Source organism: Flavobacterium fluvii, assembly GCF_900129545.1.
In the GTDB taxonomy this organism is placed as follows: Bacteria; Bacteroidota; Bacteroidia; order Flavobacteriales; family Flavobacteriaceae; genus Flavobacterium; species Flavobacterium fluvii.
The window spans coordinates 182,235-207,158 of sequence record NZ_FQWB01000006.1 but is presented as its reverse complement, the minus strand read 5'-3'; the positions used below and the strand labels follow the sequence as shown (position 1 = coordinate 207,158).

Annotated in this window: 26 protein-coding genes; 13 read left to right on the top strand and 13 right to left on the bottom strand. The window is 36.2% G+C overall.

Annotation, left to right across the window (positions count from 1 at the left end):
• Positions 1–7: 7 nt before the first annotated feature.
• Positions 8–523: a DinB family protein gene (locus tag BUC16_RS14070; RefSeq protein ID WP_073371423.1), complete on the top strand. Its 516-nt coding sequence runs from the start codon at positions 8–10 to the stop codon at positions 521–523.
• A gap of 97 nt (positions 524–620) precedes the next feature.
• Here the strand turns inward: BUC16_RS14070 and BUC16_RS14065 are convergent, their stop codons facing one another.
• The 5 genes from BUC16_RS14065 to aroB all read right to left on the bottom strand — a co-directional run bounded on the left by BUC16_RS14065 (position 621) and on the right by aroB (position 4,854).
• The gene (locus BUC16_RS14065) at positions 621–1,022 is read right to left on the bottom strand and encodes a DNA primase (RefSeq protein ID WP_073371422.1); all 402 of its coding nucleotides are present in this window, start codon (positions 1,020–1,022) and stop codon (positions 621–623) included.
• An 8-nt stretch (positions 1,023–1,030) separates the two neighbouring features.
• Positions 1,031–2,002, bottom strand: a complete 972-nt coding sequence (locus BUC16_RS14060; RefSeq protein WP_073371421.1) for a deoxyhypusine synthase family protein — start codon at positions 2,000–2,002, stop codon at positions 1,031–1,033.
• A gap of 90 nt (positions 2,003–2,092) precedes the next feature.
• Complete coding sequence (locus BUC16_RS14055; protein ID WP_073371420.1) at positions 2,093–3,493, bottom strand: type III PLP-dependent enzyme domain-containing protein; 1,401 nt, start codon at positions 3,491–3,493, stop codon at positions 2,093–2,095.
• Between the two features lie 54 nt (positions 3,494–3,547).
• The gene (locus tag BUC16_RS14050) at positions 3,548–3,727 is read right to left on the bottom strand and encodes a hypothetical protein (RefSeq protein WP_073371419.1); all 180 of its coding nucleotides are present in this window, start codon (positions 3,725–3,727) and stop codon (positions 3,548–3,550) included.
• A 59-nt stretch (positions 3,728–3,786) separates the two neighbouring features.
• The gene (aroB, locus tag BUC16_RS14045; protein ID WP_073371418.1) at positions 3,787–4,854 is read right to left on the bottom strand and encodes a 3-dehydroquinate synthase; all 1,068 of its coding nucleotides are present in this window, start codon (positions 4,852–4,854) and stop codon (positions 3,787–3,789) included.
• 92 nt (positions 4,855–4,946) lie between these two features.
• Between aroB and BUC16_RS14040 the strand changes: the two genes are divergently transcribed.
• Positions 4,947–6,116: a proline dehydrogenase family protein gene (locus BUC16_RS14040; RefSeq protein WP_073371417.1), complete on the top strand. Its 1,170-nt coding sequence runs from the start codon at positions 4,947–4,949 to the stop codon at positions 6,114–6,116.
• A 96-nt stretch (positions 6,117–6,212) separates the two neighbouring features.
• Here BUC16_RS14040 and BUC16_RS14035 read toward each other — a convergent pair whose 3' ends face one another.
• Positions 6,213–6,950: an NUDIX hydrolase gene (locus tag BUC16_RS14035; RefSeq protein WP_073371416.1), complete on the bottom strand. Its 738-nt coding sequence runs from the start codon at positions 6,948–6,950 to the stop codon at positions 6,213–6,215.
• Positions 6,951–7,304: 354 nt separating this feature from the next.
• Between BUC16_RS14035 and BUC16_RS14030 the strand changes: the two genes are divergently transcribed.
• The 4 genes from BUC16_RS14030 to fucP are packed head-to-tail and all read left to right on the top strand — an operon-like array spanning position 7,305 to position 11,962.
• Positions 7,305–8,687 carry a carbohydrate porin gene (locus BUC16_RS14030; RefSeq protein ID WP_073371415.1) on the top strand — a complete coding sequence of 461 codons (1,383 nt, stop codon included), beginning with the start codon at positions 7,305–7,307 and terminating at the stop codon, positions 8,685–8,687.
• Positions 8,688–8,736: 49 nt separating this feature from the next.
• Complete coding sequence (locus BUC16_RS14025) at positions 8,737–9,591, top strand: sugar phosphate isomerase/epimerase family protein (protein WP_073371414.1); 855 nt, start codon at positions 8,737–8,739, stop codon at positions 9,589–9,591.
• 51 nt (positions 9,592–9,642) lie between these two features.
• Complete coding sequence (locus BUC16_RS14020; RefSeq protein ID WP_073371413.1) at positions 9,643–10,581, top strand: carbohydrate kinase family protein; 939 nt, start codon at positions 9,643–9,645, stop codon at positions 10,579–10,581.
• 10 nt (positions 10,582–10,591) lie between these two features.
• The gene (fucP, locus tag BUC16_RS14015; RefSeq protein ID WP_073371471.1) at positions 10,592–11,962 is read left to right on the top strand and encodes an L-fucose:H+ symporter permease; all 1,371 of its coding nucleotides are present in this window, start codon (positions 10,592–10,594) and stop codon (positions 11,960–11,962) included.
• A gap of 285 nt (positions 11,963–12,247) precedes the next feature.
• Here the strand turns inward: fucP and BUC16_RS14010 are convergent, their stop codons facing one another.
• Entirely contained in the window at positions 12,248–12,754 is a 507-nt protein-coding gene (locus BUC16_RS14010) for a DUF2911 domain-containing protein (protein ID WP_073371412.1), read from the bottom strand.
• A gap of 177 nt (positions 12,755–12,931) precedes the next feature.
• On the opposite strand from BUC16_RS14010, the gene BUC16_RS14005 reads away from it, so the two are divergent.
• Both BUC16_RS14005 and BUC16_RS14000 read left to right on the top strand, forming a co-directional pair.
• Positions 12,932–14,848: a DUF294 nucleotidyltransferase-like domain-containing protein gene (locus BUC16_RS14005; protein WP_073371411.1), complete on the top strand. Its 1,917-nt coding sequence runs from the start codon at positions 12,932–12,934 to the stop codon at positions 14,846–14,848.
• Positions 14,849–14,850: 2 nt separating this feature from the next.
• Positions 14,851–15,447, top strand: a complete 597-nt coding sequence (locus tag BUC16_RS14000) for a 3'-5' exonuclease (protein WP_073371410.1) — start codon at positions 14,851–14,853, stop codon at positions 15,445–15,447.
• Here the strand turns inward: BUC16_RS14000 and BUC16_RS13995 are convergent.
• The 5 genes from BUC16_RS13995 to BUC16_RS13975 all read right to left on the bottom strand — a co-directional run bounded on the left by BUC16_RS13995 (position 15,444) and on the right by BUC16_RS13975 (position 18,505).
• Complete coding sequence (locus BUC16_RS13995) at positions 15,444–15,941, bottom strand: 4'-phosphopantetheinyl transferase family protein (protein WP_073371409.1); 498 nt, start codon at positions 15,939–15,941, stop codon at positions 15,444–15,446. The two genes, BUC16_RS14000 and BUC16_RS13995, sit on opposite strands and share 4 nt — an antisense overlap.
• Positions 15,938–16,192: an acyl carrier protein gene (locus tag BUC16_RS13990; protein ID WP_073371408.1), complete on the bottom strand. Its 255-nt coding sequence runs from the start codon at positions 16,190–16,192 to the stop codon at positions 15,938–15,940. Before BUC16_RS13990 ends, BUC16_RS13995 begins: the two co-directional genes overlap by 4 nt.
• A complete protein-coding gene (locus BUC16_RS13985) occupies positions 16,189–17,466 on the bottom strand; it encodes a beta-ketoacyl-[acyl-carrier-protein] synthase family protein (RefSeq protein WP_073371407.1) in 1,278 nt (425 codons plus the stop codon). Before BUC16_RS13985 ends, BUC16_RS13990 begins: the two co-directional genes overlap by 4 nt.
• A 126-nt stretch (positions 17,467–17,592) precedes the next feature.
• The gene (locus BUC16_RS13980; RefSeq protein ID WP_073371406.1) at positions 17,593–18,021 is read right to left on the bottom strand and encodes a 3-hydroxyacyl-ACP dehydratase FabZ family protein; all 429 of its coding nucleotides are present in this window, start codon (positions 18,019–18,021) and stop codon (positions 17,593–17,595) included.
• Positions 18,022–18,115: 94 nt separating this feature from the next.
• Complete coding sequence (locus tag BUC16_RS13975) at positions 18,116–18,505, bottom strand: acyl-CoA thioesterase (protein ID WP_073371405.1); 390 nt, start codon at positions 18,503–18,505, stop codon at positions 18,116–18,118.
• A gap of 70 nt (positions 18,506–18,575) precedes the next feature.
• Here BUC16_RS13975 and BUC16_RS13970 point away from each other — a divergent pair, with 70 nt between their 5' ends.
• The 5 genes from BUC16_RS13970 (at position 18,576) to BUC16_RS13950 (ending at position 23,220) form a co-directional block, all read left to right on the top strand.
• The gene (locus BUC16_RS13970) at positions 18,576–18,977 is read left to right on the top strand and encodes a glyoxalase (RefSeq protein WP_073371404.1); all 402 of its coding nucleotides are present in this window, start codon (positions 18,576–18,578) and stop codon (positions 18,975–18,977) included.
• A 206-nt stretch (positions 18,978–19,183) separates the two neighbouring features.
• Complete coding sequence (locus tag BUC16_RS13965; RefSeq protein ID WP_073371403.1) at positions 19,184–20,293, top strand: carboxylate-amine ligase; 1,110 nt, start codon at positions 19,184–19,186, stop codon at positions 20,291–20,293.
• A gap of 52 nt (positions 20,294–20,345) precedes the next feature.
• Positions 20,346–21,176, top strand: a complete 831-nt coding sequence (locus tag BUC16_RS13960; RefSeq protein ID WP_073371402.1) for a type 1 glutamine amidotransferase — start codon at positions 20,346–20,348, stop codon at positions 21,174–21,176.
• 52 nt (positions 21,177–21,228) lie between these two features.
• Positions 21,229–22,425 (top strand): ATP-grasp domain-containing protein, encoded by a 1,197-nt coding sequence (locus tag BUC16_RS13955; protein ID WP_073371401.1) that lies wholly within the window; start codon positions 21,229–21,231, stop codon positions 22,423–22,425.
• A gap of 30 nt (positions 22,426–22,455) precedes the next feature.
• Positions 22,456–23,220, top strand: a complete 765-nt coding sequence (locus BUC16_RS13950) for a hydroxypyruvate isomerase family protein (protein WP_244534368.1) — start codon at positions 22,456–22,458, stop codon at positions 23,218–23,220.
• Here the strand turns inward: BUC16_RS13950 and BUC16_RS13945 are convergent, their stop codons facing one another.
• Positions 23,221–24,873 (bottom strand): M1 family metallopeptidase, encoded by a 1,653-nt coding sequence (locus BUC16_RS13945; RefSeq protein ID WP_073371400.1) that lies wholly within the window; start codon positions 24,871–24,873, stop codon positions 23,221–23,223.
• Positions 24,874–24,924 lie beyond the last annotated feature (51 nt).

Genomic DNA, 24,924 nt, shown 5'->3' with positions numbered 1-24,924 from the left:
CAATTTTATGAATTCCAATCAATTGCCCGTAAATGAATATTCTACATTCAATGCGACTTATATCAAAGCGATTGAAAATGTAGAATTATTGGAAGAATTAGAAATCAGTTTACACGATTTTATCAGATTTGTCCAGAATATTCCAATGGACAAATTTGATTATCGTTATGCTGAAGGCAAATGGACAATCAAGGAAATCATTCAGCATATTATTGACGCCGAAAGAATTTTTGCCTATCGTGCTTTGAGAATTTCCAGAAATGACCAAACGCCTTTACCTGGATTTGAAGAAAATGATTATGCCGTGAATACTGATGCCAATAGTAGAAGTCTTCAGGAATTGTTAACGGAATTTTCTGCTGTAAGACATTCTAATTTATTGTTGTTCAAAAGTTTTTCAGAGGAACAATTAACCCGAATGGGGATTGCATCCAATCATCCAATTTCGGTAAGAGCTTTAGGGTTTCTTATTATTGGACATTTAAAACATCATCAAAAAGTTTTTCAAGAAAGATATTTGTAAATTTTTGAGACAAAGTCGTCATTAAACCTAATTCTAATAAAATAAAAAAGGAACTCGATTAAGAGTTCCTTTTTTATTATGGTATATTGAAAATTAATTATTCATCATCATCCTCATCCTCGTCTTCAGGGATGTCGGTTTCATCTTTGTCGTCATCATCATCGTCATCATCTCCTGAAACTTCATCGTCTTTGTATTCAGGTTTGTCATCATCATCGTCGGCAGCGTCATCATCATCGTCTAAACTGATATCTGCAATTGGTTCGATTTCAATTTCATCATCCTCGTCATAATTTTCGATTCTGTCGGCAAGTTTGGTACTGATTTTTACTAAATAAATAGTGTCTTCAGTACGAACTTCTACAGCTTCTATTAATTCGTTTTTAGCATTTCTAAAACGGATAACATCGGAATCATCATAACCGTCAGGAAATTTTTCCACTAAAAGGTTTAAAATTTCGTTGGTCAGTTTGGCGTAGTCTACTATAACTCTCTTCATAAATTCTATTATAAATCTAACAAATAAGCAAAAATTAATGGAGCAACAATAGTTGCATCCGACTCAATAATAAACTTAGGGGTTTTTATGTCTAATTTTCCCCAAGTGATTTTTTCATTTGGCACAGCTCCAGAATAAGAACCATAACTGGTTGTTGAATCTGAAATTTGGCAAAAATAACTCCAGAAAGGAATGTCGTGCATTTCCATGTCTTGGTACAACATTGGAACAACGCAAATTGGAAAATCTCCTGCAATTCCTCCACCAATTTGGAAGAAACCTACACCATTAGTACTGTTCTTTGGATACCAATCCGATAAGAATACCATATATTCTATCCCAGATTTCATGGTTGATGCTTTCAATTCCCCTTTGATAACATAAGAGGCAAATATATTACCCATCGTGCTGTCTTCCCAACCTGGTACAATAATAGGTAAATTTTTCTCAGCTGCCGCATACATCCAGCTGTCTTTTAAGTCAATTTCGTAATATTCTTCCAAAACTCCCGAAAGCAACATCTTGTACATGAATTCGTGAGGGAAATATCTTTCGCCTTTGTCATCTGCATCTTTCCAAATTTTGTAAATGTGTTTTTGCAAACGACGAAACGCTTCGTGTTCTGGAATACAAGTATCGGTAACTCGATTTAATCCTCTTTCCAATAAAGCCCATTCGTCCTCAGGAGTCAAATCACGATAATTTGGAACTCTTTCGTAGTGTGAATGCGCTACAAGATTCATGATGTCTTCTTCAAGATTGGCTCCAGTACAAGAAATGATTTGTACTTTGTCCTGGCGAATTATTTCGGCAAAAATCTTCCCAATTTCGGCTGTACTCATTGCACCAGCCATACTTACCATCATTTTTGCCCCGTTGGCTAACTGTTGTTCGTATGCTTTTGCGGCATCAACTAAAGATGCAGAGTTGAAATGCAAGTAATGCTTTTCGATAAACTGACTGATTGGTCCTTTACTCATTTTTTTAAATTTAAAGATTTAAAAACCGAAAGATTGAAAAACATTCTCAAATGTAACGAATTTTTAAATCGACTAATTATTGTATTTATTTTATTTTTTGTCGTAACCTAAAATTTTTAAAACATCGTCCGCGGTTTGTTGTTCCGAGAATACTTCGGTTGCCAAAATTCCATTTTCATCCTTGTCTATCAAAATGTGTTTAGGCTGTGGAATCAAACAGTGGTGTAACCCACCGTAACCACCAATGGTTTCCTGATAAGCTCCTGTATTGAAAAAGCCAATATACAAAGGTTTTTCTTTGTTGTATTTTGGCAAATATATGGCATTCATATTCTGTTCGGAATTGTAATAATCATCGCTATCACAGGTCATTCCGCCCAATAAAACCCTTTCGTAAGTGTCATTCCAACGATTAACCGCCAGCATGATAAAACGTTTGTTAATCGCCCAAGTGTCAGGTAAAGTCGTGATAAAAGAGGAATCAATCATGTTCCATTTCTCTCTATCATTTTGTTGCTTTTGATACAAAATTTGGTAAATAGCGCCACCGCTTTCACCAACAGTATAAGAACCAAATTCGGTAAAAATGTTTGGTACATCCACTTCGGCTTCGTCACAGGCAATCTTGATTTGATTTATGATTTCGTCAATCATGTATTGGTAATCGTATTCAAATGCCAATGAGTTTTTTATTGGAAAACCACCACCGATGTTCAATCCGTCCAAGGTTGGGCATTCTTTTTTCAAAGCCACATATACTTTGATACACTTTACCAATTCGTTCCAATAATATGCATTGTCATTAATTCCGGTATTGATAAAAAAGTGCAACATTTTAAGTTCCAGCTTCTTATTGTCCTGAATTTGTTTTTTGTAAAATTGAACAATGTTTTTGTATCCAATACCCAAACGAGAGGTATAGAATTCAAATTTTGGTTCTTCCTCGGCCGCAATACGAATTCCGATTTTGAATTTTCGTTTGATTTGCTCTTGCAAGATGTCTAATTCCTCGTAATTATCAATAATTGGAATCGTATTTTTATGTCCGTTATTGATCAATCGGGCAATGTTTTCAATGTATTGGTCTCTTTTGAAACCGTTGCAAATTACATAAGTGCTTTTATTGATTTTTCCTGATTCCAACAAATTTTCAACAATATTGATGTCAAAAGCCGAAGAGGTTTCGATATGTATATTGTTTTTAAAAGCTTCATTCATAATGTATTGAAAATGGGAGCTTTTTGTGCAATAACAATAGTAATATTTTGCCTCGTAATTGTTCTTTTCCATCGATTTACGAAACCAGTTTTTGGCTTTGTTAATGTTGTTGGAAATCTGGGGCAAATAAGTGAATTTTAATGGAGTGCCATATTTTTCAACCAATTTCATCAAGTCGATATTGTGAAATTCGAGGTTGTCTTTGTTTAAAGTAAACTCTTCTTGAGGGAAATAATAGGTTTGATTTATTAAATCGAAATATTTTGTATTCATTTGATTTTGTGTATTTTAGATTAATTGTATTGTGAAAATAAATTAAGCTAAAATTCAAACCCTGATATTGGCATAAACAATTTGAAGCTTCTCGTGATCGGCTTTCAAATATTGAAAGATATCAAAACTAAAACTACCTTTAATACCATAAAAACGTTTCAATATTCTTTGAAAAGAACTATTGCTTTCAGTTTTTATGGAACTATAATTTCTTTGGTTTTGATTTTTTTTCATTGCCTGCAAATGTAAAAAATATAATAGACGTAATGCAACCCTTTTTTTATAAAAAAACTTTAAGATTTATAATCGTGGAAAGCCTTTAGAATCAATTCGTTTTCAACAGATTGATTTATTTTGATTTTCCCTATAGCTTGAATCAAAGCAAACTGTATGTTGCCATATTCATTTTTCTTGTCGTGAATCAGCAATTCTATTATGGGTTCGATGTCGTTTTCTTCAAAAACAACGTCGTCATAGATTGATTTTATGGTCGTTTTTATTTGATTGTAATCGTCATTGGTAATCAAATCTTTTTTCCAAGAAATATAACTTTCCAAAATCATTCCTATCGCAATGGCTTCACCGTGCAACAAGGTTTTCTTGTTTTCATTTTCCAGAAAATAACTTTCAATCGCATGACCTAAAGTGTGGCCAAAGTTCAATGCTTTTCGGATATTTTTTTCAGTTGGATCCTGCATTACTATTTCATTCTTGATTTCGACGGAACGGTAAATTAATTCATCAAAATCGGCATAATCAACCGCTTTCAAATCCAGGAATTTCTCCCAATACCTTGCGTCGTAAATCAATCCGTGTTTCAACATTTCCGCAAGACCGGAGCGCATTTCATCTTTAGAAAGTGTCTCTAAATATTGAGTGTCAATAAGTACCATTTTAGGAACATTGATAACGCCAATCTGGTTTTTCAAATTACCTAAATCAACGCCTGTTTTTCCACCAACAGAAGCATCCACCATGGAAAGTAAAGTAGTTGGAATGTGGATAAAATCCATTCCTCTTTTGAATGTTGAAGCAACAAAACCTCCCAAATCTGTAACAACTCCGCCACCTAAATTGATGACAAGACTTTTTCTGTCTGCTCCTAGTTCGGTTAAAACATTCCAAATTTGCACGCAAGTTTCTATGTTTTTATTCGGTTCGCCAGCTTCAAATTCAACAATTTCTATTTTTAAATCCGTTTCTAAATATGGAAGGAATTTAGACAAACAAAGTTCTTCCGTGTTACTGTCAACAATGATAAACAACTTGGAATAGTTGCTTTCGCTTATAAATGAGTGAAGTGCTTCATATCCGCTTTCGTTGAAATATATTGGATAATTGTTGGCTTGAATTGATTGCATAGTGTTGTATTAAATGAAAGCGCAAAATAAGGGATTTTTTGTCTAATAGTATTCAAAACTATCTTTATATTTGTGTTAAAACATCACAAAAAATGCGAAATATTTTCAATAACACACAAATTGCCTTTTCTTTAAAGAGCGATACAGAGTTGGACAGAGCTTATTTTCTTTTTAAAATGATTGCCAATGAACCGCTGGTTCGAATTGGAACCGCGGTTACGAATTTTGCCATAAAGGCCAATCTTCCGGTGGAAGGATTGATTCGTGCCACTGTTTTTGACCATTTTTGTGGTGGTGTGAATGAGGATGATTGCCTGACCGTGGTGGATAAAATGTTTACCAAAGGCGTTTCGTCCGTTTTGGATTATTCAGTCGAAGGCAAGGAAGAGGAAGAACAATTTGATGCCGTTTTGGAAAAAACCTTGAAACTGATTGCTTTTGCCAAAGAAAAGAAGGCCATTCCGTTTGCCGTTTTTAAACCAACGGGTTTTGGGCGCTTGGAATTGTACCAAAAAATAGGCGAAGGTCAACAATTAAATCCAGCAGAAACAGAAGAATGGAATAGAGTAGAGGAACGTTTTGAGAAAGTATGCAAGGCATCTTATGATAGTGACGTGGCACTGTTAATTGACGCGGAGGAAAGCTGGATGCAAGATCCTGTCGATGATTTGGTCGAAAAAATGATGCTGAAATATAATAAAACGAAACCAGTAGTTTTCAATACGTTGCAAATGTACCGCTGGGATCGATTGGATTATTTGAAAAAACTGCACGAAAAAGCAAAAAACGAAGAATTTCATATCGGAATGAAACTGGTTCGTGGCGCTTATATGGAAAAAGAGAATGAACGTGCCGAAGAGAATGGGTATCCAACGCCAATTTGTGCTTCAAAAGAAGCCACGGATGAAAATTATGATGCTGCCGTGAAATATATGGTTGATAATATTGACACGATGTCTGTTTTTGAGGGAACCCATAATGAAGCCAGTACTTATTTCTTGATGGATTTGATGGAAGAAAAAGGAATCAAATCGGATGACGACCGGATTTGGTTTGGCCAGTTGTATGGAATGAGCGACAACATCAGTTATAATTTAGCCAGCAATGGTTATAATGTAGCCAAGTATTTGCCTTTTGGCCCCGTAAAAGACGTGATGCCGTACTTGATTCGCCGTGCCGAAGAAAACACTTCGGTAGCTGGACAAACCAGTCGGGAATTGGCAATGATAAAAACGGAACGCAATAGAAGAAAAGAAAAATGAGTTTTATTAAAAATGCTGTCTATTGTTAAAAGTATTCAAATCTCTTCATGTGGCCCAGTTGGTTCAAACTTTTGGATTGCGGCAACAAATCAAAACCTAGATACTTATCAAATAACTTTCCTTGTAGATTTTTTGGTAAATATCTTTGCTGAACATAAAAAGCTGGGAAGGTTTTTTGGAAACACCCACTTGTTTTTCGTCTAGTTCGATCAGGTATTTCTTGGTCAATAATTTTCTTCTAAAATTTCGATTGTCAATTTCTACGCCCAATATGGATTCGTACACGTCTTGTAATTCCTTGACGGTAAATTTGTTGGGCAACAGTTCAAAAATAATGGGCTCAGACAGGGATTTTGCTTTTAAATCGGCATAAGCTTCGTTGATGATTTTTTTATGGTCAAATCCCAATTCCGGCAAGTTGTTTACCGGAAACCATTGCGCTTGACGGGTGTTTTTTTCTATATCAACTTCGTCGGTTTTTACCAAGAAATAATAGGCAATCGTTATGGTGCGCTGGTTGAAATTTTCGCTTTCCACCCATATAATGTCTTTTTCGTTCATCAAACGATTGGGGTCACCAAAGACCTTGAATTGTTTTTTGTAGAGATTGTCAAGCCCTGTCAATTCCCTTAAAACTCGGGTAGCTGTATCGTCCATGGTTTCATTTTCCAATGCATGATAGCCTGTCAACACATAATCGTTGACCAGGATTTCATGGGTTTCTTTGGATTCCAAATATCTTTTGATCAACAATACATTTAGTGATTTTGTAGTGCCGTCATAACCAAAAACGACGCAGTCGACCGATATATTGGGAATTATTTTAGGAGCCATATTGTGTTCAAGATATAATTAATGCCATTTTGCGGAACGAATAAACACTTTGTTAGAAGTCATTCCCAACTACAAAAGTAATGATTTATTTATGATTTTCCATTAACGTTATTTTGACGTTAAATATTTATTAAACGTCAAATGCACATTATTTAAACTGATTTAATTTAGCTGTAAATTTATTACATTATTATTTAAAATAGACAATAATTACATATATTTTAAAAATATTCATATTTTTTTATTGTTGTATGATATTAATTTTTACATTTGAAAAATAATAGTCAAATTGACGTTTATTAAAAAATGTGATAATTATTCCAAAAATAAAATTTAACGTTTAAAAACAAACCCATGAAAACCAAGCTTTTTTTATTATTAATTTCAATTATTTGCATAGCAGGATATTCGCAAGTTGTGATTACCAATCCAAATTTTTCATTGGGAACAACCGGTAGAATAGGTGTGGGTTTATCTCCAAATGGAGAGGGAAATATGTGGAAACCTTTAAACCTTTCGGGTCAAGGTTCCTTGGGAGGTAGAATGGAACAAACGGACTATGTTGATATTCTGCCTGCAATACATTTCACTCCAAAAATTATGGACAAAGACAGTACTAATGTCACGTTCCAAATACGTTTGGGAATGTATTCAGCCAACGGACAATTTGTTGGAAATGTGAGTTCTCGTTCCAATGGAGGATTGACTTTTATTCTGCCGGAAGCTTTTGTCGAGGCCAGAAACATTATGGGAAGTAAATGGTCGGCTTGGGCAGGAGCACGTTTTCGTCGTTATGATGACATCCACATCAGTGATTATTTTTATTTTGACGATCATTCCGCTCAAGGATTTGGGGTAAGCCACAAGAATACCGAATTGACGATGTTGATGCCTGCTTCCGCCGATTCAACCAATGTCTATCCTTATAATTACGAAATTACCGTTGCCGGAGCGACAAATCCAGCCATTCGTCAGCGCATGGTTTGGATAGGGGAGCACAGCATTCATCTTAAAAACGCAAGTATTTTAAAACTTTTAGGCGAATTTCATTATGTTTCGGCCAACTCCAAAGAGGCTTCCAAAGTGTATGCTGCCGATAAAGGCTGGGTTGTGGGAGCCAAATACAATAATGCGTTCAAAACCAAATTGCCGGGTTCGTTCAATCAGTTGTCTGCTCGTTATGGAGTTGGAATTGCCAATGGCGGCGACAACGGAAACACCTTTACTTGGGCAACTTATGGCGCACCGGATGAGGATGGAAAATACAAAAATGCGTATTCCTTTACGATGGTGGAACATTTTTTGTTGAATCTTTCGCAAAAATTCAGCATTAACGGTTATGGTGTTTTTACCAAAAGTAAAGGCGGTTCTTCCAGTACCAACACGGACGAATATTTCAACGGAAACCAATTGTACAACCAGAAAACGGATTTCGTGGTAGGCTTCAGAAGTTTCTATTATATTACCAAATGGCTTCATTTAATTGAAGAAGTGCATTATGCCGTTCGAAAAGACGGAGACAATCCCGATGCCAATATGTGGAAATTTTCTTTTGCACCAACGATTGTTCCATTGGGGAAAAAAGATCCTTGGAGTCGTCCACACCTTCGATTGGTTTATACGCTGGCACACTACAATGATTACGCCCGCGACCACAATTATTCGCCGTATTTGCAGGTGAACCAAAAAAGTTGGGGTTCTTATGTTGGAGTAAAAACAGAATGGTGGTTGTTTTAATAAACCCACTTTTAAAATATAAATACAACTAACTTAAAATTATATAAATATGCCACTTTTTGGAACCACAATTTTATCATTTATCCCGGGTTGGAGCACCGTGGGCGGACGTTTTGCCATAGAAAAAACGGCCGAATACGGTTTTGACATGCTTGAAATTATTTTGCCGGATTCTTTGGATTTCGATGCAAAAACAACAAAAAAACTGCTGGATAAAAACGGTATTTTAGGTTGTTGTACCTTAAATTTACCTACGAATTGCCATATTCCTTTTTATCCGGAACAAGCGACAGCTATCATGAAATCGGCGGTTGATAAAGTAGCCGAAATGGAAGGTGATTTTTTGGGAGGCGTTTTGCATTCCGCCATCGGAACATTTACGGGAAATCCTTGTACATTGAACGAAAAAACAATCATCAAGCAAGTTTTTTTGGAAGTCGCCGATTATGCCCAAAAAAACAACATTACGATTGCTCCAGAACCAATTAACCGCTACGAAAGCTACGTGTTTACTGCTGCTGAAGAAGTTTTGGATATGATAGAAAGTATTGGCAAGCCAAATATTGGCTTGCATTTGGATACCTTTCACATGAATATTGAAGAAAGAAATTTCTACGAGCCCATCATTAGAGCTGGAAACAGGTTGAAACACGTTCACATCACCGAAAGCGATCGTGGAATGACCGGCGAAGGCAACGTTCATTGGGATGATTTTTTCAAGGCTTTGGCTGAAATTAATTACCAAGGGCCGTTGGTTCTCGAGAATTTTTCTTCACAGATAAAAGAATTGGTTGGCCCAACGTCTTTGTGGAGGCCTTCCAAATACAATTCGGAAGATTTGGCCAAAGGAAGCTTGCTGTTTATGAGAAATATGGCCGATAAGTGGTATAAAAAATCATTATAGAGTATAAAAGGATTACCCGAAAATATTGTTTTACGCAAAAAAGATAAAAAAATGAAAAAGAAATTAAAAGGCGTTTGTTATGGAGAAATCCTTTTCGATGTTTTCCTGGAACACAAGAAAATTGGAGGAGCACCGCTGAATGTGGCTTCAAGACTAAATTCGCTAGGGGGACAGGTTGCCATGATCAGCAGTGTCGGAAACGATGCCAACGGCAAAATATTGGTCGATTATTTGAATAATCAAGGTATTAACACCAAGGCTGTTCAGGTAAATGAAACTTATCCAACAGGAATCGTGAACGTCATTTTGAATGAAAAAGGGAATGCGTCATACGACATCAATTACCCTTCGGCTTGGGATAAAATTGAAGCTACAAATGAGGCAATCGAAATAGTAAAAAACGCCGATTTTTTGGTTTACGGAAGTTTGTGCTCCAGGGATTTGGTTTCTAAAAATACCTTGGCAACGCTTTTGGATGTGGCCAAATACAAAATTTTTGACGTCAATTTGAGAAGTCCGCATTATGCCAAAAAAACTATTGTTGATTTATTGGAAACCGCTGATTTTATCAAGTTTAACGACGATGAGTTAAATGAAATTTGCGAGGACATGAATTCCAATAAAAAGTCTTTGGAACAAAATATTAAATTCATCGCAAAAGAAACCAATACACCCACAGTTTGCGTGACTTTAGGCTCTCACGGTGCAGTTTTGTATACCAACGATACCTTCTACCATAATTGTGGATTCAAAGTACATGTCGTGGATACCGTGGGTTCCGGTGATTCTTTTTTGGCTTCGTTAATCATAAAATTGCTTAACGGTGAAGACCCGCAATATGCCTTGAATCACGCCTGTGCTATCGGTGCAATTGTCGCGCAAAGCGAAGGTGCAAACCCGGTAATTCCGCAATCAGAAATAGACGAATTTTTATGTGGCTTTGACCAGACTTTTGGTGCCAAAAAATCAAACACATTTTCAAATAATTAATCAAAGAAAGATGAACCAATTCAAAAAAATTCCCGTAATCAGTAAAGAATTAGCTTTCCAATTTATCATCATCACCATATTGTTTGCCCTTTGGGGTATTGCCAATGAATTAACCGCCCCGATGGTGTCCACCTTTAAAAAGGTAATGCCCGAACTTTCCAATTTACAGGCCTCGTTTGTTCAAATGGCATTTTATTTTGGCTACTTTTTCATGGCTTTTCCAGCGGCACTTTTTATTAGAAAATACAGTTACAAATACGGTATTGTACTAGGGCTTATATTGTATGCCACTGGAGCTTTTTTATTTTATCCTGCGGCACATTATCAAAGTTATACTTTTTTCCTTCTTTCATTATGGATTATAACTTGCGGGTTGGCCTTTCTGGAAACAACATCAAATCCGCTAATTTTATTTCTGGGCAATAACGAAACCGCCACGCAACGGTTGAATTTAGCCCAAGCATTCAATCCAATTGGAGCGATAACCGGATTAGTGTTGGCGCAGCAATTGGTTATTGGAAGCATAAAATCTAACAATTACACGCCGGAAACATTCAAGGCTTTATCTGCAACTGAATTGGCGTCCATTAGAGAGCATGATTTAGGTATTATAAGTATTCCTTATATTGGATTGGGAGTTTTTGTATTGGCCATTTTGATTATTATTCTCTTTACCAAAATGCCGAAAACGGTGCATGAAGAAAAAATGTCCATCTCGGAATCATTCAAAAAATTATGGGCCAATAAAAATTACAAAAATGGGGTTGTTGCCCAGGCATTTTACGTGGGAGCCCAAATCTTGTGTTGGACATTTATGTATCAATACGTGGATAATATCAATGCAACTTATGGGTTAAATATTACTGCAACCAATTACAATATTGGCGCAATGCTGTTATTTTTGACAGGAAGATGGATAGGTACTGCCATGATGAAAACTATAAATCCTTCAAAAATGCTGGTCTATTTTGGTATTGGTGGAATGGTTTGTGCGTCTGGAGCGGTGCTTTTACAAGGAATGCCGGGATTGATATCATTAATTTCAATTTCAATTTTCATGTCCATCATGTTTCCTACAATTTACGGGATTGCTCTAAAAGATATGGGTGACGAAGCTAAAATTGGTTCTTCTGGTTTGGTTATGGCCATTGTGGGTGGAGCATTAATGCCGTTGTTGCAAGCAAGTGTATTGGATTGGGGTGGTCCAGGATTTTCAGATTTGAAAATTTTTGGATTTATTCCCGAAGTTAATTTTTCTTTTATTTTGCCATTAATGTGTTTGGGCGTTGTCACTTTATATGGTTTCAGCACTTTTAAAGTTTCTAAAAATATTCAAGCCAAAGAATTGGAAAATATGGATATTGCAAAAACTGTAGTTTAGTTTTTCATTCTAAAATTTTTATTTCTTTAAAGGAACGAGCAATAGGTTTATTGTTCGTTCCTTTTTTTTATTAATCGAGTGTATTATATAAATAGGTTACAATATTTCAAAATATTCTATTTTACATAATATAAATTATAGTTCAAATTATGACATTGTAGAAAAGGGCATAAAGTGGTATTTTTAATCTCTTTTTTTATGTAAATCAAGCTTTTATACTGTCAATCAATAAAAAAGCATTACCAATATTCTTGATAATGCTTTTAAGAAATAAATAGTTTGAATTTATTTTACAGAAAATGGAATATTCCATTTTTCCCAAGACAAGACAACTACATTTTTATTTATGGCATAGACCAAACTTTCAGCACTTGAATTTGCAATTTGTTGTTTTACGGCCACTCGCAATTGATCTTCGGCTTCACTATATTTATAAGCTCCCCATTGTTTTGCAACTTTATTGAAAACAATCACGCATTCTTTTTCGTTTGGAATCACAAAAAAAGAATATTTTCCTGCAGGCAATTTTTTGCCTTCAATGGTAAGTTCCTTGTCCGTTTCAAAAGTGGTCGCATCATTGGCACCAGCGCGCCAAACCTTGTTATACGGCACCAATTCTCCCCAAATTACTCTTCCTTTCACGGATGGACTACTATAATTAATGGTAATGGTAGCTCCATTAATTTTACCTGTTGCCACTGCTGCCGGGCTTGCTGGTTTATTTTGTGCATTGACGAAAGTTATGGTCAACAATGCCATAAATAATAGACAAATTTTCTTTTGTAATCTCATGGTTTAAAATATTTTAGTTTAAGTTATAAATTTAAAATAACTACGCTAAATTTGTCGTAGTTTTTAGTTTTTTTAAGAAAAAATTAAGAAATTTATAAATTAATCGTATTACTGAATCAATGACTGTATTATGATTTATTATTTATTATTTTTACATTCGACAAGACATAACCAACTATGAACACAATTGCAGAGCACATTGCAGATTTTTTGAAACAATATCCACCGTTTGATAATTTAAATTTCGAAGAATTGTCTGAAATCGCTACCAGTATTCGAGTGATTAATTTAGAAAAATATAAAACATTGTTTCAAATAAACGATGTTTTACACGATTCTTTTTACGTTGTAGCATCTGGAGTTATCAATTTATCGGTTATTGCAGACGCCGAAGAAACATTATTGAATAAATGTGTTGAAGGAGATATTTTTGGCTTGCGTCCTTTTTTTGCCAAAAACAACTATATGATGACGGCAAAAGCTCGTGAAGAAAGCATCATTTATGCCATTCCCATTGCTGTTTTTCGCCCGTTTGTAGCTCATAACCCAGAGGTTTTGGATTTTCTTTTACAAAGTTTTGCCACTAATACAAGCAATCCAGCTGACAAAGAAAATTTAAGCGGCAAACTAATTTCCGACAACGTTTATTTTTCCGATCAGCAATCGGAAATGCAATATGTTCAATTACTAAACTATAATAATACTCCCCTAAAAGTAGCACCAACAGCTATTGTTCAAGACGTTGCCAAGCAAATGACGGACGCCTTGACCACTGGAGCCATCGTTGCAGAAAACAATATTCCCATTGGAATCGTAACCAATACGGATATGTGTTCCAAAATTGCCACAGGACGATTCCTTGTCACGAGCACAATTGATAAAATTATGTCATCGCCGGTGGTTACGGTGATCGAGAACATTTCTTTGGCCGAAGCCCAGTTGATAATGCTGAAAAACAACGTGACCCATTTATGCGTAACCAAAGACGGTTCGGATAAATCGGACATCAAAGGAATAATTTCCGAACACGATTTAATCGTGGCCCAAGCCAACAATCCAGGGGTTTTGATAAAAGAAATTAAACGTTCCCAGTCGACAAAAGACTTGAAATTGATTCGAGATCGATTGACCAATCTTATCCAAAAATCAATTCAAAAAAATATTTCTCTTTCTAACATCAATAATATCGCGAGCGAAATCAATTCGGCCATTATCAAGCGTTCGCTTGAGTTGGCAATTTTGGATTTAGGCTCCCCTCCTGTTCGGTTTGCCTGGTTGAGCATAGGTAGCCAAGGGCGAAAAGAACAATTATTGTGCACGGATCAGGACAGCATCTTGATTTTCGAAGATGTGACTGCCGATAAATATAGAGACGTAAAAGATTACTTCCTGAAATTGGGAAAAAGAACGACTTCCAATCTTGAAAAAACTGGATATCCTTTATGTCCAAACGGGCATATGGGAAGCAACATGCTTTGGTGTAAATCATTGACTGATTGGACAAAACAATATAACAACTGGATTAATACTCCAGGAGAAAACAGCAATGAAATCAGTAGTATTTTCTTTGATTTCGAAATTGCCTTCGGTGAACAAAAAATTGAAGAAGCCATTGAAAACGTCATTTTCAACAATGTCAAAAACAATGCTTTATTTTTTGACTTTCTAGGAAATGATGCCTTGAGAAAAAATTCTCCCCTGACTTTTTTCAAAAAATTTAATATTGAAGAAGAAGGTGAACACAAAAAGAAGTTTGATATCAAAACACGAGCTTTAATGCCTCTAATTGACGGAGCTCGCCTGTTTGCTTTAAGCCAAAACATTAGAGGAGTCAATAATACGTATCTTAGATTCAAGCAATTGGCCATTGTAGATCCAAAAAATGCCGAAATTTACCTAAATTGCGCCGAAGCTTTCTTGACTTTATCAAAATTTAGAACTTTGGAAGGTTTAAAAAATGACAGTTCTGGACAATATATCAATTTGCAGGAATTGTCAAAAGTGGACAAGGAAAATTTGAAAAATGCTCTGGCTCCAATGAGGGAATTGGAAGAATTAATTAAAACAAAGTTTAAACTTACCCAATTTTCGTAAAAATGATAGAATGGTTAAAAAATATCAATAAAGAGTATCCTGAGTTCTGGAAAGAATATCTGTCTAAATTTGATACAAAATCAAATCGCTTTATTGTTTTATCCACTGAAACTACTGGTTTGAGTCTGCATAATGATGTCATTTTGTCAATCGGTTCTTTTGCCGTAATCAATAATAGTATCCGTATTGCAGATAGTTTTGAAACCATTTTGGCCCAATACAAATTTTTTCACGACAACGGAATTTCCAATGAATTTACGGTAGAAACCAAAATGAAAAAATTAGGAGAAGCCGAAGCTATTCAATCTTTTGTGGAGTTTATCGGCAATGCCGTATTGGTTGGACACCACATCGATTTTGATGTGGAAATGATTAATGCCGCCTTGGAAAGATTGGGTTGCGGAAGACTTCGAAATGAAGCCTTGGATATTGACGTGATGTATCGAAAATTGACCGACATCAACAACAAACAATTTTCGCTCGAAGAATTATGCAGTATATTCAAAATTCCAAAAAGTGATCGAAATTCTTCTTCCGAGGATGCTTATAAAATCGCCTTGCTTTTCCTGAAATTAAAATCAAGACTGGGATTGGATTAAATCATGACAATTTGTTCAAATCTGCCGTGATGACTTATTGACGTTGGTCTTGGAACAGAACTTTCTTTTTCAAAATAATTTGGAATCCCATTGTTTTTTAGAATATTTTTTTGATTTTCCAATGTGGTAATTTTGACAAAATCTAGAACATCTTCAACCGCAATGGTATGGATGAATTGTGGTGTAATTGCTGTTTTCGTGAAATAAATATCCTCTTTTATTACCACTTTTCCAAAAGTAATTCCGTCAATAATTTCCAAATCAAAACATTCCAATTGCAAAGGAAAATAGCCGCGAATTTGGGTCTGCCTATTGTAAATTTTATAAGCCGCTTCCTTCCTGCTCCATAAATTCCAAACCATGATTTCTGGATTTTGAGCATTTAAAATCTGAAATTGTTCATTTTTGGTAAAGATTTTATCCAAAAATCCTTTGCGTTTCCAATTGCTTTCTTTTTGGGCCAAAGCCAAATCCACGATGTCGTTTCCAATCATTTTTCGGATAATTTGGTTTCGATAATTTCCATGGCCGATTTCACATCCAGCATTCGTTCCATCGATTGATTGTCAATGACAATATCGTATTCTTCTTCAATATCCAAAATCACGTCAACCAAATTGGCAGAGTTGATTTTTAAATCATTGATAAAATCGGTGCTTTCCGTAAGACTTTCAAACGCTTCTTCGTTTTGAATATAAGGTTTCACGATAGTCTTTAACTTCAGGATTGTTTCTTCTCTACTCATAGGTTTTTGTATTTTTTAAAAATTACACATCCATTTACGTCGCCAAAACCAAAGCTGGCCTTGGCAATAATAGTCAATTCTTTTTCAATTAATTGTTGAGGAATTCGTGAAGCATCAATCAAATCGGTTATTTCGGGATGTAAATCTTCACAATTGATATTTGGAAAAATAAATCCGTGATGCAATTGCAAAACCGTCGCCACGCTTTCTACACTTCCAGCCCCCGACAAACAATGCCCAACCGTTGATTTCAATGAGTTTATATACGGAAAATCCACTCCACTTCTGCCCAAAGCTTCGCTCCAATTTTGAATTTCCAAACTGTCTTTTGAAGTGGCAGTCAAATGTCCGTTGATGGCATCAATTTCGTTGGTATGGATTCCAGCGTTTTCCAATGCGTTTTTGATGCATTTTTGTACGGCAACAGGATTTGGAGCCGTCATGGTGCCTTGTCCACGTTGTCCACCTGAATTTACGTTTCCACCAAGAACTTCGGCATAAATTTTTGCACCACGAGCCAAGGCCGTTTCCAAATCTTCCAGTACCAAAGCCCCTGCTCCACTCCCTGGAACAAAACCCGAAGCACTTGCCGACATTGGTCTTGAACCTTGTTCCGGCATTTCGTTATGCCTGAAAGTACATACTTTCATGGCGTCAAATCCTGCCCAAATATAAGGTCCGGAATCACTCGTACTTCCCGCCAAAATACGTTTTGCCTGTCCTGATTTTATGCGGTCAAAAGCCATTAGAATACTTTCTGTTCCAGTGGTACAAGCCGAAGAATTGGTTGTTACCTGGTTTCCCAATCCTAATTTTCCGCCCAGATAAGCACTTATTCCGCTGTTCATCGTTTGCGCCACGGCCGTGCTTCCCAGTTTTCGAGTTTGAAAATCGTCAATTTTATAGATGCTTTCCCTGAACTTGTCAATTCCGGAAGTTCCAGTTCCAAAGATGGTTCCGCTATCCCAATCGGGTTCGTCTTTGATTTCCATTGGTAATCTAGCGTCTTTCCAGGCATCAATTCCTGCAATAACGCCGTATAAAATACCGGATGAATTGAAATTTCGTAATTCCAATTCCGTGAAATACTGTAAGGATAATTCGGTGGAGACTTCTGGTTTTCCAGAAATTTGGCAAGAGAATTGCAATCGTTCCAATTCGGTATCGTGCTTTATTCCCGATGTTCCATTTTTTATGGCAGTGGTAAACGTATCAAGACCTACTCCATTTGGAGCAACAATGCCGAGACCTGTAATTACGACACGTTTATTCATATGTTGCAATTTATTGTTTTTTACCTGTCATATGTAATTGCTTCGCCTATTCGCAAAAGCTCTGGTCGCATATCATCATTTGTGTTTGCGACCAATTTAAGGTTATGCTCATTTCATATAAAATTATTAAACAATCATTCCAGCAATCGTTCCTTGGCAAACAATTTCATCTTTTTCATTTTTCATTATGACTTTGCATTTCAATTTACCAAATTTAAAATAAATTTTGTCAGAAATAACAATTATTTTTTCATTGGGAAAAACAGGTTTCAAAAACTCAATTTCTGTTGATGTCAAGGCAATTGAAGTGTTTTTATTGAATGTATCATTTACAAGATAGATTCCCAGACAGACCAATCCAATTTGCGCCATGGCTTCAGTTAAAATCACTCCTGGCGTGATAGGATAATCTTTAAAATGACCTTTGTAAAAATCTAAATTTTCATCAAAAGTATAAATCCCTTCCACCCTGTTTTCATCTATATACAGTAATTCATCCACAAACAAAAATGGTTTGGAATAAGGCAATTTTGACATGATTTCTTGTTTGGTCATATTTTCCCTAGCTCGAATTAGCATATTTAAATTGTGTTCAAAATGAATTATAAAAAAAAATCCGCTAATCTGCGGTATTTTTTTTTGAAGCTGATTATTGTTGCAAACGGTCTTTCACGAATTCAATTTCCGTTTTTCCGTGCGCTTTTGGCTTTCCATCAGAGCCCAAATTGACCATTGTCGTGTGGTCTATTGTTATGATGGTTTCTCGGGTCATCATGTTCCGAGCTTCACATTTTAGCGTAAGCGAAGTGATGCCAAACTTTATTACATCGATTCCTAATTCGATAATATCTCCTTGTCTTGCAGAACTTTTAAAGTTGATTTCCGACATATATTTGGTTACAACTTTTGTGTTTTCCAATTGTATGATGGAATACAAAGCCAATTCTTCATCCAACCAAGCCAATAATTTTCCGCCGAATAAAGTACCGTTGGGATTCAAGTCTTCTGGTTTTACCCATTTTCTAGTGTGAAATCTCATAATTGTTTATATATATCTACAAAAATACTTTTTCTTATCTCATTTTTCCATAAATTTAAAAGAAAAAACCATGGATCAAAGAGATACTTTCCTAAAAGAATTTAGAGGCGAAACCATTGGCACAATTTCCGGTCAATCCTCATCAGATGAATTGTTTCAAAATCAGGTTCTTCGTCCTATTTTGAAACTGCAAAACGATTTGTTTATTGCTTCATTTATCAATCATTTAGGCAAAAACAGAATCGATTTCAATGCTTTTTCAGTCGAAAAGAAATTGACGACCATTGAAAATGCCATTCAAAAAGACATTAAATTCCGAAATGCCTTGAAAGGGATGATTATAGCGCTTTTCACCATCGATGAATATGCGCTGTACATCAAAAACTCTTCCAGCCTCAACAAAAGAATGATGGGCATGCTGATCGAACAGTTGAAAAGTCAAGTACAATTGTTTGAATTCAACAAAATTTAAATATTGGCATTATAAATTGGTTTCCCGAATTTTTTATGTTTCTGGTTCAATTATTTTTATTATAATTGTTAAAAATAGAGATGTAAATAATCATAATCCCAAATAGGGAACTAATCTTCCATGGGGAGTTTTTAGTAAAAAACATTTAGAGTATTGAGTAAACAGGCTGAAAACTGCGACAGCGGCTGATCACTAAAAAAATAATTATGTCAAAGAAGTTACCCATTTTTACTCTCGGTGTTGAAGAAGAATATCAAATTATTGATCCTGTAACGAGAGATTTGCGTTCGCATTTGTCCAAAATCGTGGATGGTGCGAAAATAATATTGAATGAACAAGTAAAATCCGAATTGCACCAATCCGTGGTGGAGGTTGGTACGATGGTTTGTCGAAATATCAAGGAAGCCGAAGCCGAAATCAAATCTTTGAGAGGACATATCGTCAATTTGGCCGACAAACAAGGGCTGATTGTAGGTGGCGCGGGAACACATCCTTTTTCGAATTGGCTGAACCAACCCATAACCGACGATCCCCGTTACCACAACATTGTGAAAGAAATGCAAGATGCCGCGCGTTCCAATTTGATTTTCGGAATGCACTGCCACGTAGGCATTAAAAACCGGGAAATAGGCTTGCAAATCATGAACCAAGCCACTTATTTTTTGCCCCATATTTTTGCACTTTCTACCAATTCCCCTTTTTGGGAAGGACGGCAAACGGGATATAAATCTTATAGAACCAAGGTTTTCGACAAGTTTCCAAGAACGGGTTTGCCTGAATATTTTGATTGTGTTGCTTCTTATGATAATTTTCTGGAAACGTTGGTAAAAACCAATTGTATTGACAATCCGAAAAAAATATGGTGGGATTTGCGGTTGCACCCGTTTTACGACACGATTGAATTTCGCATCTGCGACATGTGTTTAACCGTTGATGAAACGATGTGTATTGTGGCCATTATTCAAGCAATTGTGGCGAAGTTGTACAAAATGTCCTTGGCCAACGTGAGTTTCAATATTTACAGAATAGCCTTGATTAAAGAAAATAAATTCCGCGCAGCACGTTATGGAATCGAGGGAAACATGATTGATTTTGGTCTTCAAAAAGAAGTAGAAACCAAGATGCTTATTACCGAATTGCTTGATTTTATTGATGATGTGGTAGACGAATTGGAAAGCCGAGAACAAATTAATTATGCTCATACCATTATGGAAACGGGAACTGGTGCCGACAAACAACTGGCCGTTTTTGAGGCAACGAAAGACTTTACCAAAGTCGTTGATTTTATTACGGGCGAATTCACGAAAGGACTTTAGATTTCAGATTTAAAAAATCGATACCTTTGCAAATAAATTAGATTACCCACTAATGCAGAATAGTACAATAAAAATAGCGGTTTTAGATATGTACAATGGCGAGCCCAATCAAGGAATTCGCTGTATCATTGATATCATCAACCGATTCAATCAAATTGTCACATTCCAAATTTTTGACGTTAGAAGGAAGTGGGAATTGCCGGATATCAAGCAATTTGATATTTTTATCTCGAGCGGAGGTCCGGGAAATCCTTTGGAAGGTGACGGTAATTGGGATTTGAAATACCATGCTTTCATCGACGAATTGACCAAATGGAACAATGAAAATAAAGTTAAAAAACACGTTTTGTTCATTTGCCATTCTTTCCAAATAGCGTGCAAACATTTTGGTTTGGCCGAAATTACCAAACGACATGACACCTCTTTTGGCGCTATGGCCATCCATAAAACAAAAGAAGGTCTTCAAGATCCACTTTTCGAAGGTCTTTCAGATCCATTTTACGCCATAGATTCCAGAGATTACCAAGTGGTCCAACCTAAATTGAATGTTTTTTCGAAAAAAGGTGCCAAAATTATTTCTTTGGAAAAAATCAGGGATCATGTTCAGTACGAAAGAGCGATTATGGCGGTTCGTTTTACCGATTATTTTGTGGGAACCCAATTTCATCCGGAAGCGGATCCAATCGGTTTTCTTTCGCATTTAAGAGACAAGGAAGTCAAGGAAAAAATAAAGAAAATAAAGGGGAAACGGAAATTCAGGAATATGCTGGAAGACGTTTTGGACGATGACAAAATATATAAAACCAATGAAACCATAATTCCAAATTTTCTCCGAATTGCCATCAATGATTTAATGATAAGCAAGAAGATACTGTCCAACTAGTTATATAATCGCATAATGTAATTTACGATCTGCCATATACAATCCTAAAAAAATGATTGACAAATACAGACAACTTTTTAATTCCCAATTTACTGATAAAAAGTATCAGGAATTAAAGGACGATATTGCTTCTGATTTTGATTATGAGCCCAGTTTTCGAATGGGAGAAACTCCATTTTTTATTTCCAATGAATTAAAAACACAGTTGTTGGAAGGTTGTGCAGACATCATAAAATTGATTCAACAGAAAGACTTTAAAAAATTAACGGACAAATCATTGGAATTAAACCATAAAGTTCCCAACGAAGACGAGCATACCACTTTTTTGTCCATAGATTTTGGAATTTGTGAGGAAAACGGAGTCGTTGTTCCCAAATTGATTGAGGTGCAAGGGTTTCCGTCTTTGTACAATTACCAAAACAATTTATATGAAAAATTCAAGAATCATTATCCGTTTCTTTCAGAATTGACACCGTTCATCAACGACATCACGCCACAGGAATATCTCGAAACGCTGGAAGAGGTAATTTGCAACAATCATCCAAAAGAGAACGTTATCCTATTGGAAATTGAACCCGAAAAACAAAACACGAAAATTGATTTCTATTACTGCCGAAGAGACATTGGCATACCGATAGTTTGTGTTACCCAATTGATTAAAAAAGGAAAAGAACTCTTTTACAAAAACGAAAATGGCGATGAAATTCGTGTCAAACGCATCTACAATCGTGTCATCTTTGACGAATTGGATTTGCGAACCGATTTGAAATTGAATTTCAATTTCTCGGACGAACTTGACGTGGAATGGGCTGGACATCCCAACTGGTTTTTCAGAATCAGCAAGTTTATTTTGCCGTTTTTGAAAGGAAAATATTTTATAGAAACCATTTTGTTGAGCGACTTGAAACAAATCCCCGAAGACCTGGAAAATTATGTATTGAAACCTTTGTTCTCTTTCTCGGGTTCCGGCGTAATTTTTCACGTAAAAAAGGAAGACATAGAAGCCGTGGTCGAAAAAGAACTTTACATTCTCCAGAAAAAAGTAAATTACATCCCAATCGTGCAATCTCCCGACGGAAAAGTAAAATGTGAATTGCGCGTGCTTGGCGTCTGGAAAAAAGGAGATGCCACTCCCACTCTACTCTGCAATTTGGCACGATTGAGCCGGGGCGAAATGATTGGCGTGAAATTCAACAAAGACAAGGATTGGGTTGGCGGGACTTTGGCGTTGTTTGAGAAAAACAATTGAATTAATACATAAAATAAAACAAGCATAAATTTGAAAGCTGCTATAAATCACTCTGTTGCAAGATGGTGTTTTGATGAAATGGATATTGAAACACTTTGTTTTGAAGTAAAAAAAATAGGAATAACGGGAATAGATTTGGTTGGACCTGAAGATTGGCCAGTACTAAAAAAATATGGATTGGTTTCAACTATGTGCAATGGAGCGGAACTAAATTTGGTCGATGGTTTTAATGATTTGCAATTTCACGAAAAACTGATCCAAAATTACTCCGAAATGATTCCTTTGGTAGCAAAAGCAGGATACAAAAACCTGATTTGTTTTAGTGGTAACAGAAGAGGTAAATCGGATGAAGAAGGTTGGAATAATTGTGTAATTGGATTGAAAAAACTAATCCCATTAGCCGAAAAACACGATGTAATTCTGGTTATGGAGTTGCTTAACAGCAAAATTGACCATATCGATTATCAATGTGATAAAACAGCTTGGGGCGTAGAATTGGTCAAACGTATAAATTCCCAAAATTTCAAACTTTTATACGATATCTATCATATGCAAATTGATGAAGGTGACGTTATTAGAACCATCGAAGAAAACCACCAATTTATAGCTCATTATCATACCGCAGGAGTTCCTGGTCGCCATGAAATTGATGATACCCAAGAACTAAATTATGCTGCAATTATGAAAGCAATTGCAAATACAGGTTTTAATGGTTATGTTGGGCAAGAATTTGTACCAAAAAACCCAGATAAATTGGCAGCTTTAAAACAAGCAATATTAATTTGTGATGTATAATTAATTAATTAATTTCAACGCATCCACATAAAAATCCTTGTCGACTTCCACTTTCAAATCTTTCGCAGTTTGATGTAAATTAGTCCATTCTGCTTGCGGTTTCAGCCATTGTTCTTTTCCATTCAAGGTTACTTTTAAAGACATATTGAAACCGGGGACACAATTCGTCCAGCGATAGGAAAGATTGTTGTCCTTGAATTTATATTCCAAGGCCGGGATTCTGGTATCTCTCAAATATTGGTCAAAAAATGGTTTTAAATCAAGTCCAACGGCTTGGCTTAAATAATCCTCGATTTGTTTGGTGGTAACGGTTTGGTGGTAAAACGTGCTGTTCAATCCTCGTAAAGTTGTTCTCCATTTCTCGTCGTCATTAACGATTTGACGCAACGTGTGCAACATATTGGCACCTTTGTTATACAAATCGGCACCTTCATTGTTTACATTGTACTTGCCAATCATTTGGCTTTTGTTTTGAATCTCGTTTCGCTGTCCTCTCACGTATTCTGCGCCAGCTTTCTTGCCATAATAATATTCCACGAACAGGTTTTCGGAATAGCAGGCGAAACTCTCGTGAATCCACATATCGGCAATGTCTTTGTAGGTAATATTATTGGCAAACCATTCGTGTCCTGATTCGTGAACAATAATATAATCGAATTTCGATCCCCAGCCAGACTCGCTGCGGTCTCTTCCTAAATAGCCATTTTGATATCCATTGCCATAAGTGATGCTGCTTTGGTGTTCCATCCCTAAATATGGGGCTTCCACGAGTTTGTAACTGTCTTTATAAAAAGGATAAGGGCCAAACCAATGTTCGAAAGCTTTGAGCATTTGAGGCACTTCCTTAAAGTGTGTTTTGGCTCGTGCCAAATTATCTCCCAGAACATAATAATTGCAGTCCAAATCGCCTTTTTCCCCTTTATAAACTTCGGAAAAAGAGACATAATCGCCAATGTTTATATTTACGCCATAATTGTTGATTGGGTTGGAAACATACCAAGTAAAAGTTCTGGTGCCATCTTTCAAATCGGTTACGCCTTGCAAACGACCGTTGGAAACATCCGTCAAATTCTGGGGAACATTGACGCTAATCAGCATATTGTCCACTTCGTCGTACATATGGTCTTTGTTGGGCCACCAAACACTGGCACCCAATCCTTGGCACGTCGAAGCGATAAAGGGATTTCCATTTTTGTCCTTGCTCCAAGTAATTCCTCCATCCCAAGGTGGATTCACGGCAATTTTGGGTTTGCCGCCATAAAACACGATAACTTCTTTTATCGCTCCTATCTTTTGTGGTTTTTTTAATTGGACAAAAAAAGCGTTTCCGTTTCTCTGGGATTTAAGCTCTTTGCCGTCTTGGGTCACTTTGTAAATTTCTAATGGCTTTTGAAGATCAATTTGCATCCTGTTGGACGACTTCAAAACCTTGTAGCGAATGGTATTGGAACCCGAAATCGTGCTGTCTGCGGGATTTACCTTGATGTCAAGATGGTAGTATTTCAAGTCCCACCAAGCTCTTTCGGGAGTTATACTGCCACGCAAAGTATCTTGTCTCGTAAAAGTTTCTTCTTTTTTTTCAAGAAGTCCTTGTGCTTTTACACCGTTAATAAGGAGTAAGGAGAAACAAACAAGACTTAAATATCTTTTCATAAAAACAATGTTTTCACCGCACACGAGCGACAGCGAACTGTCGAAGTCAAA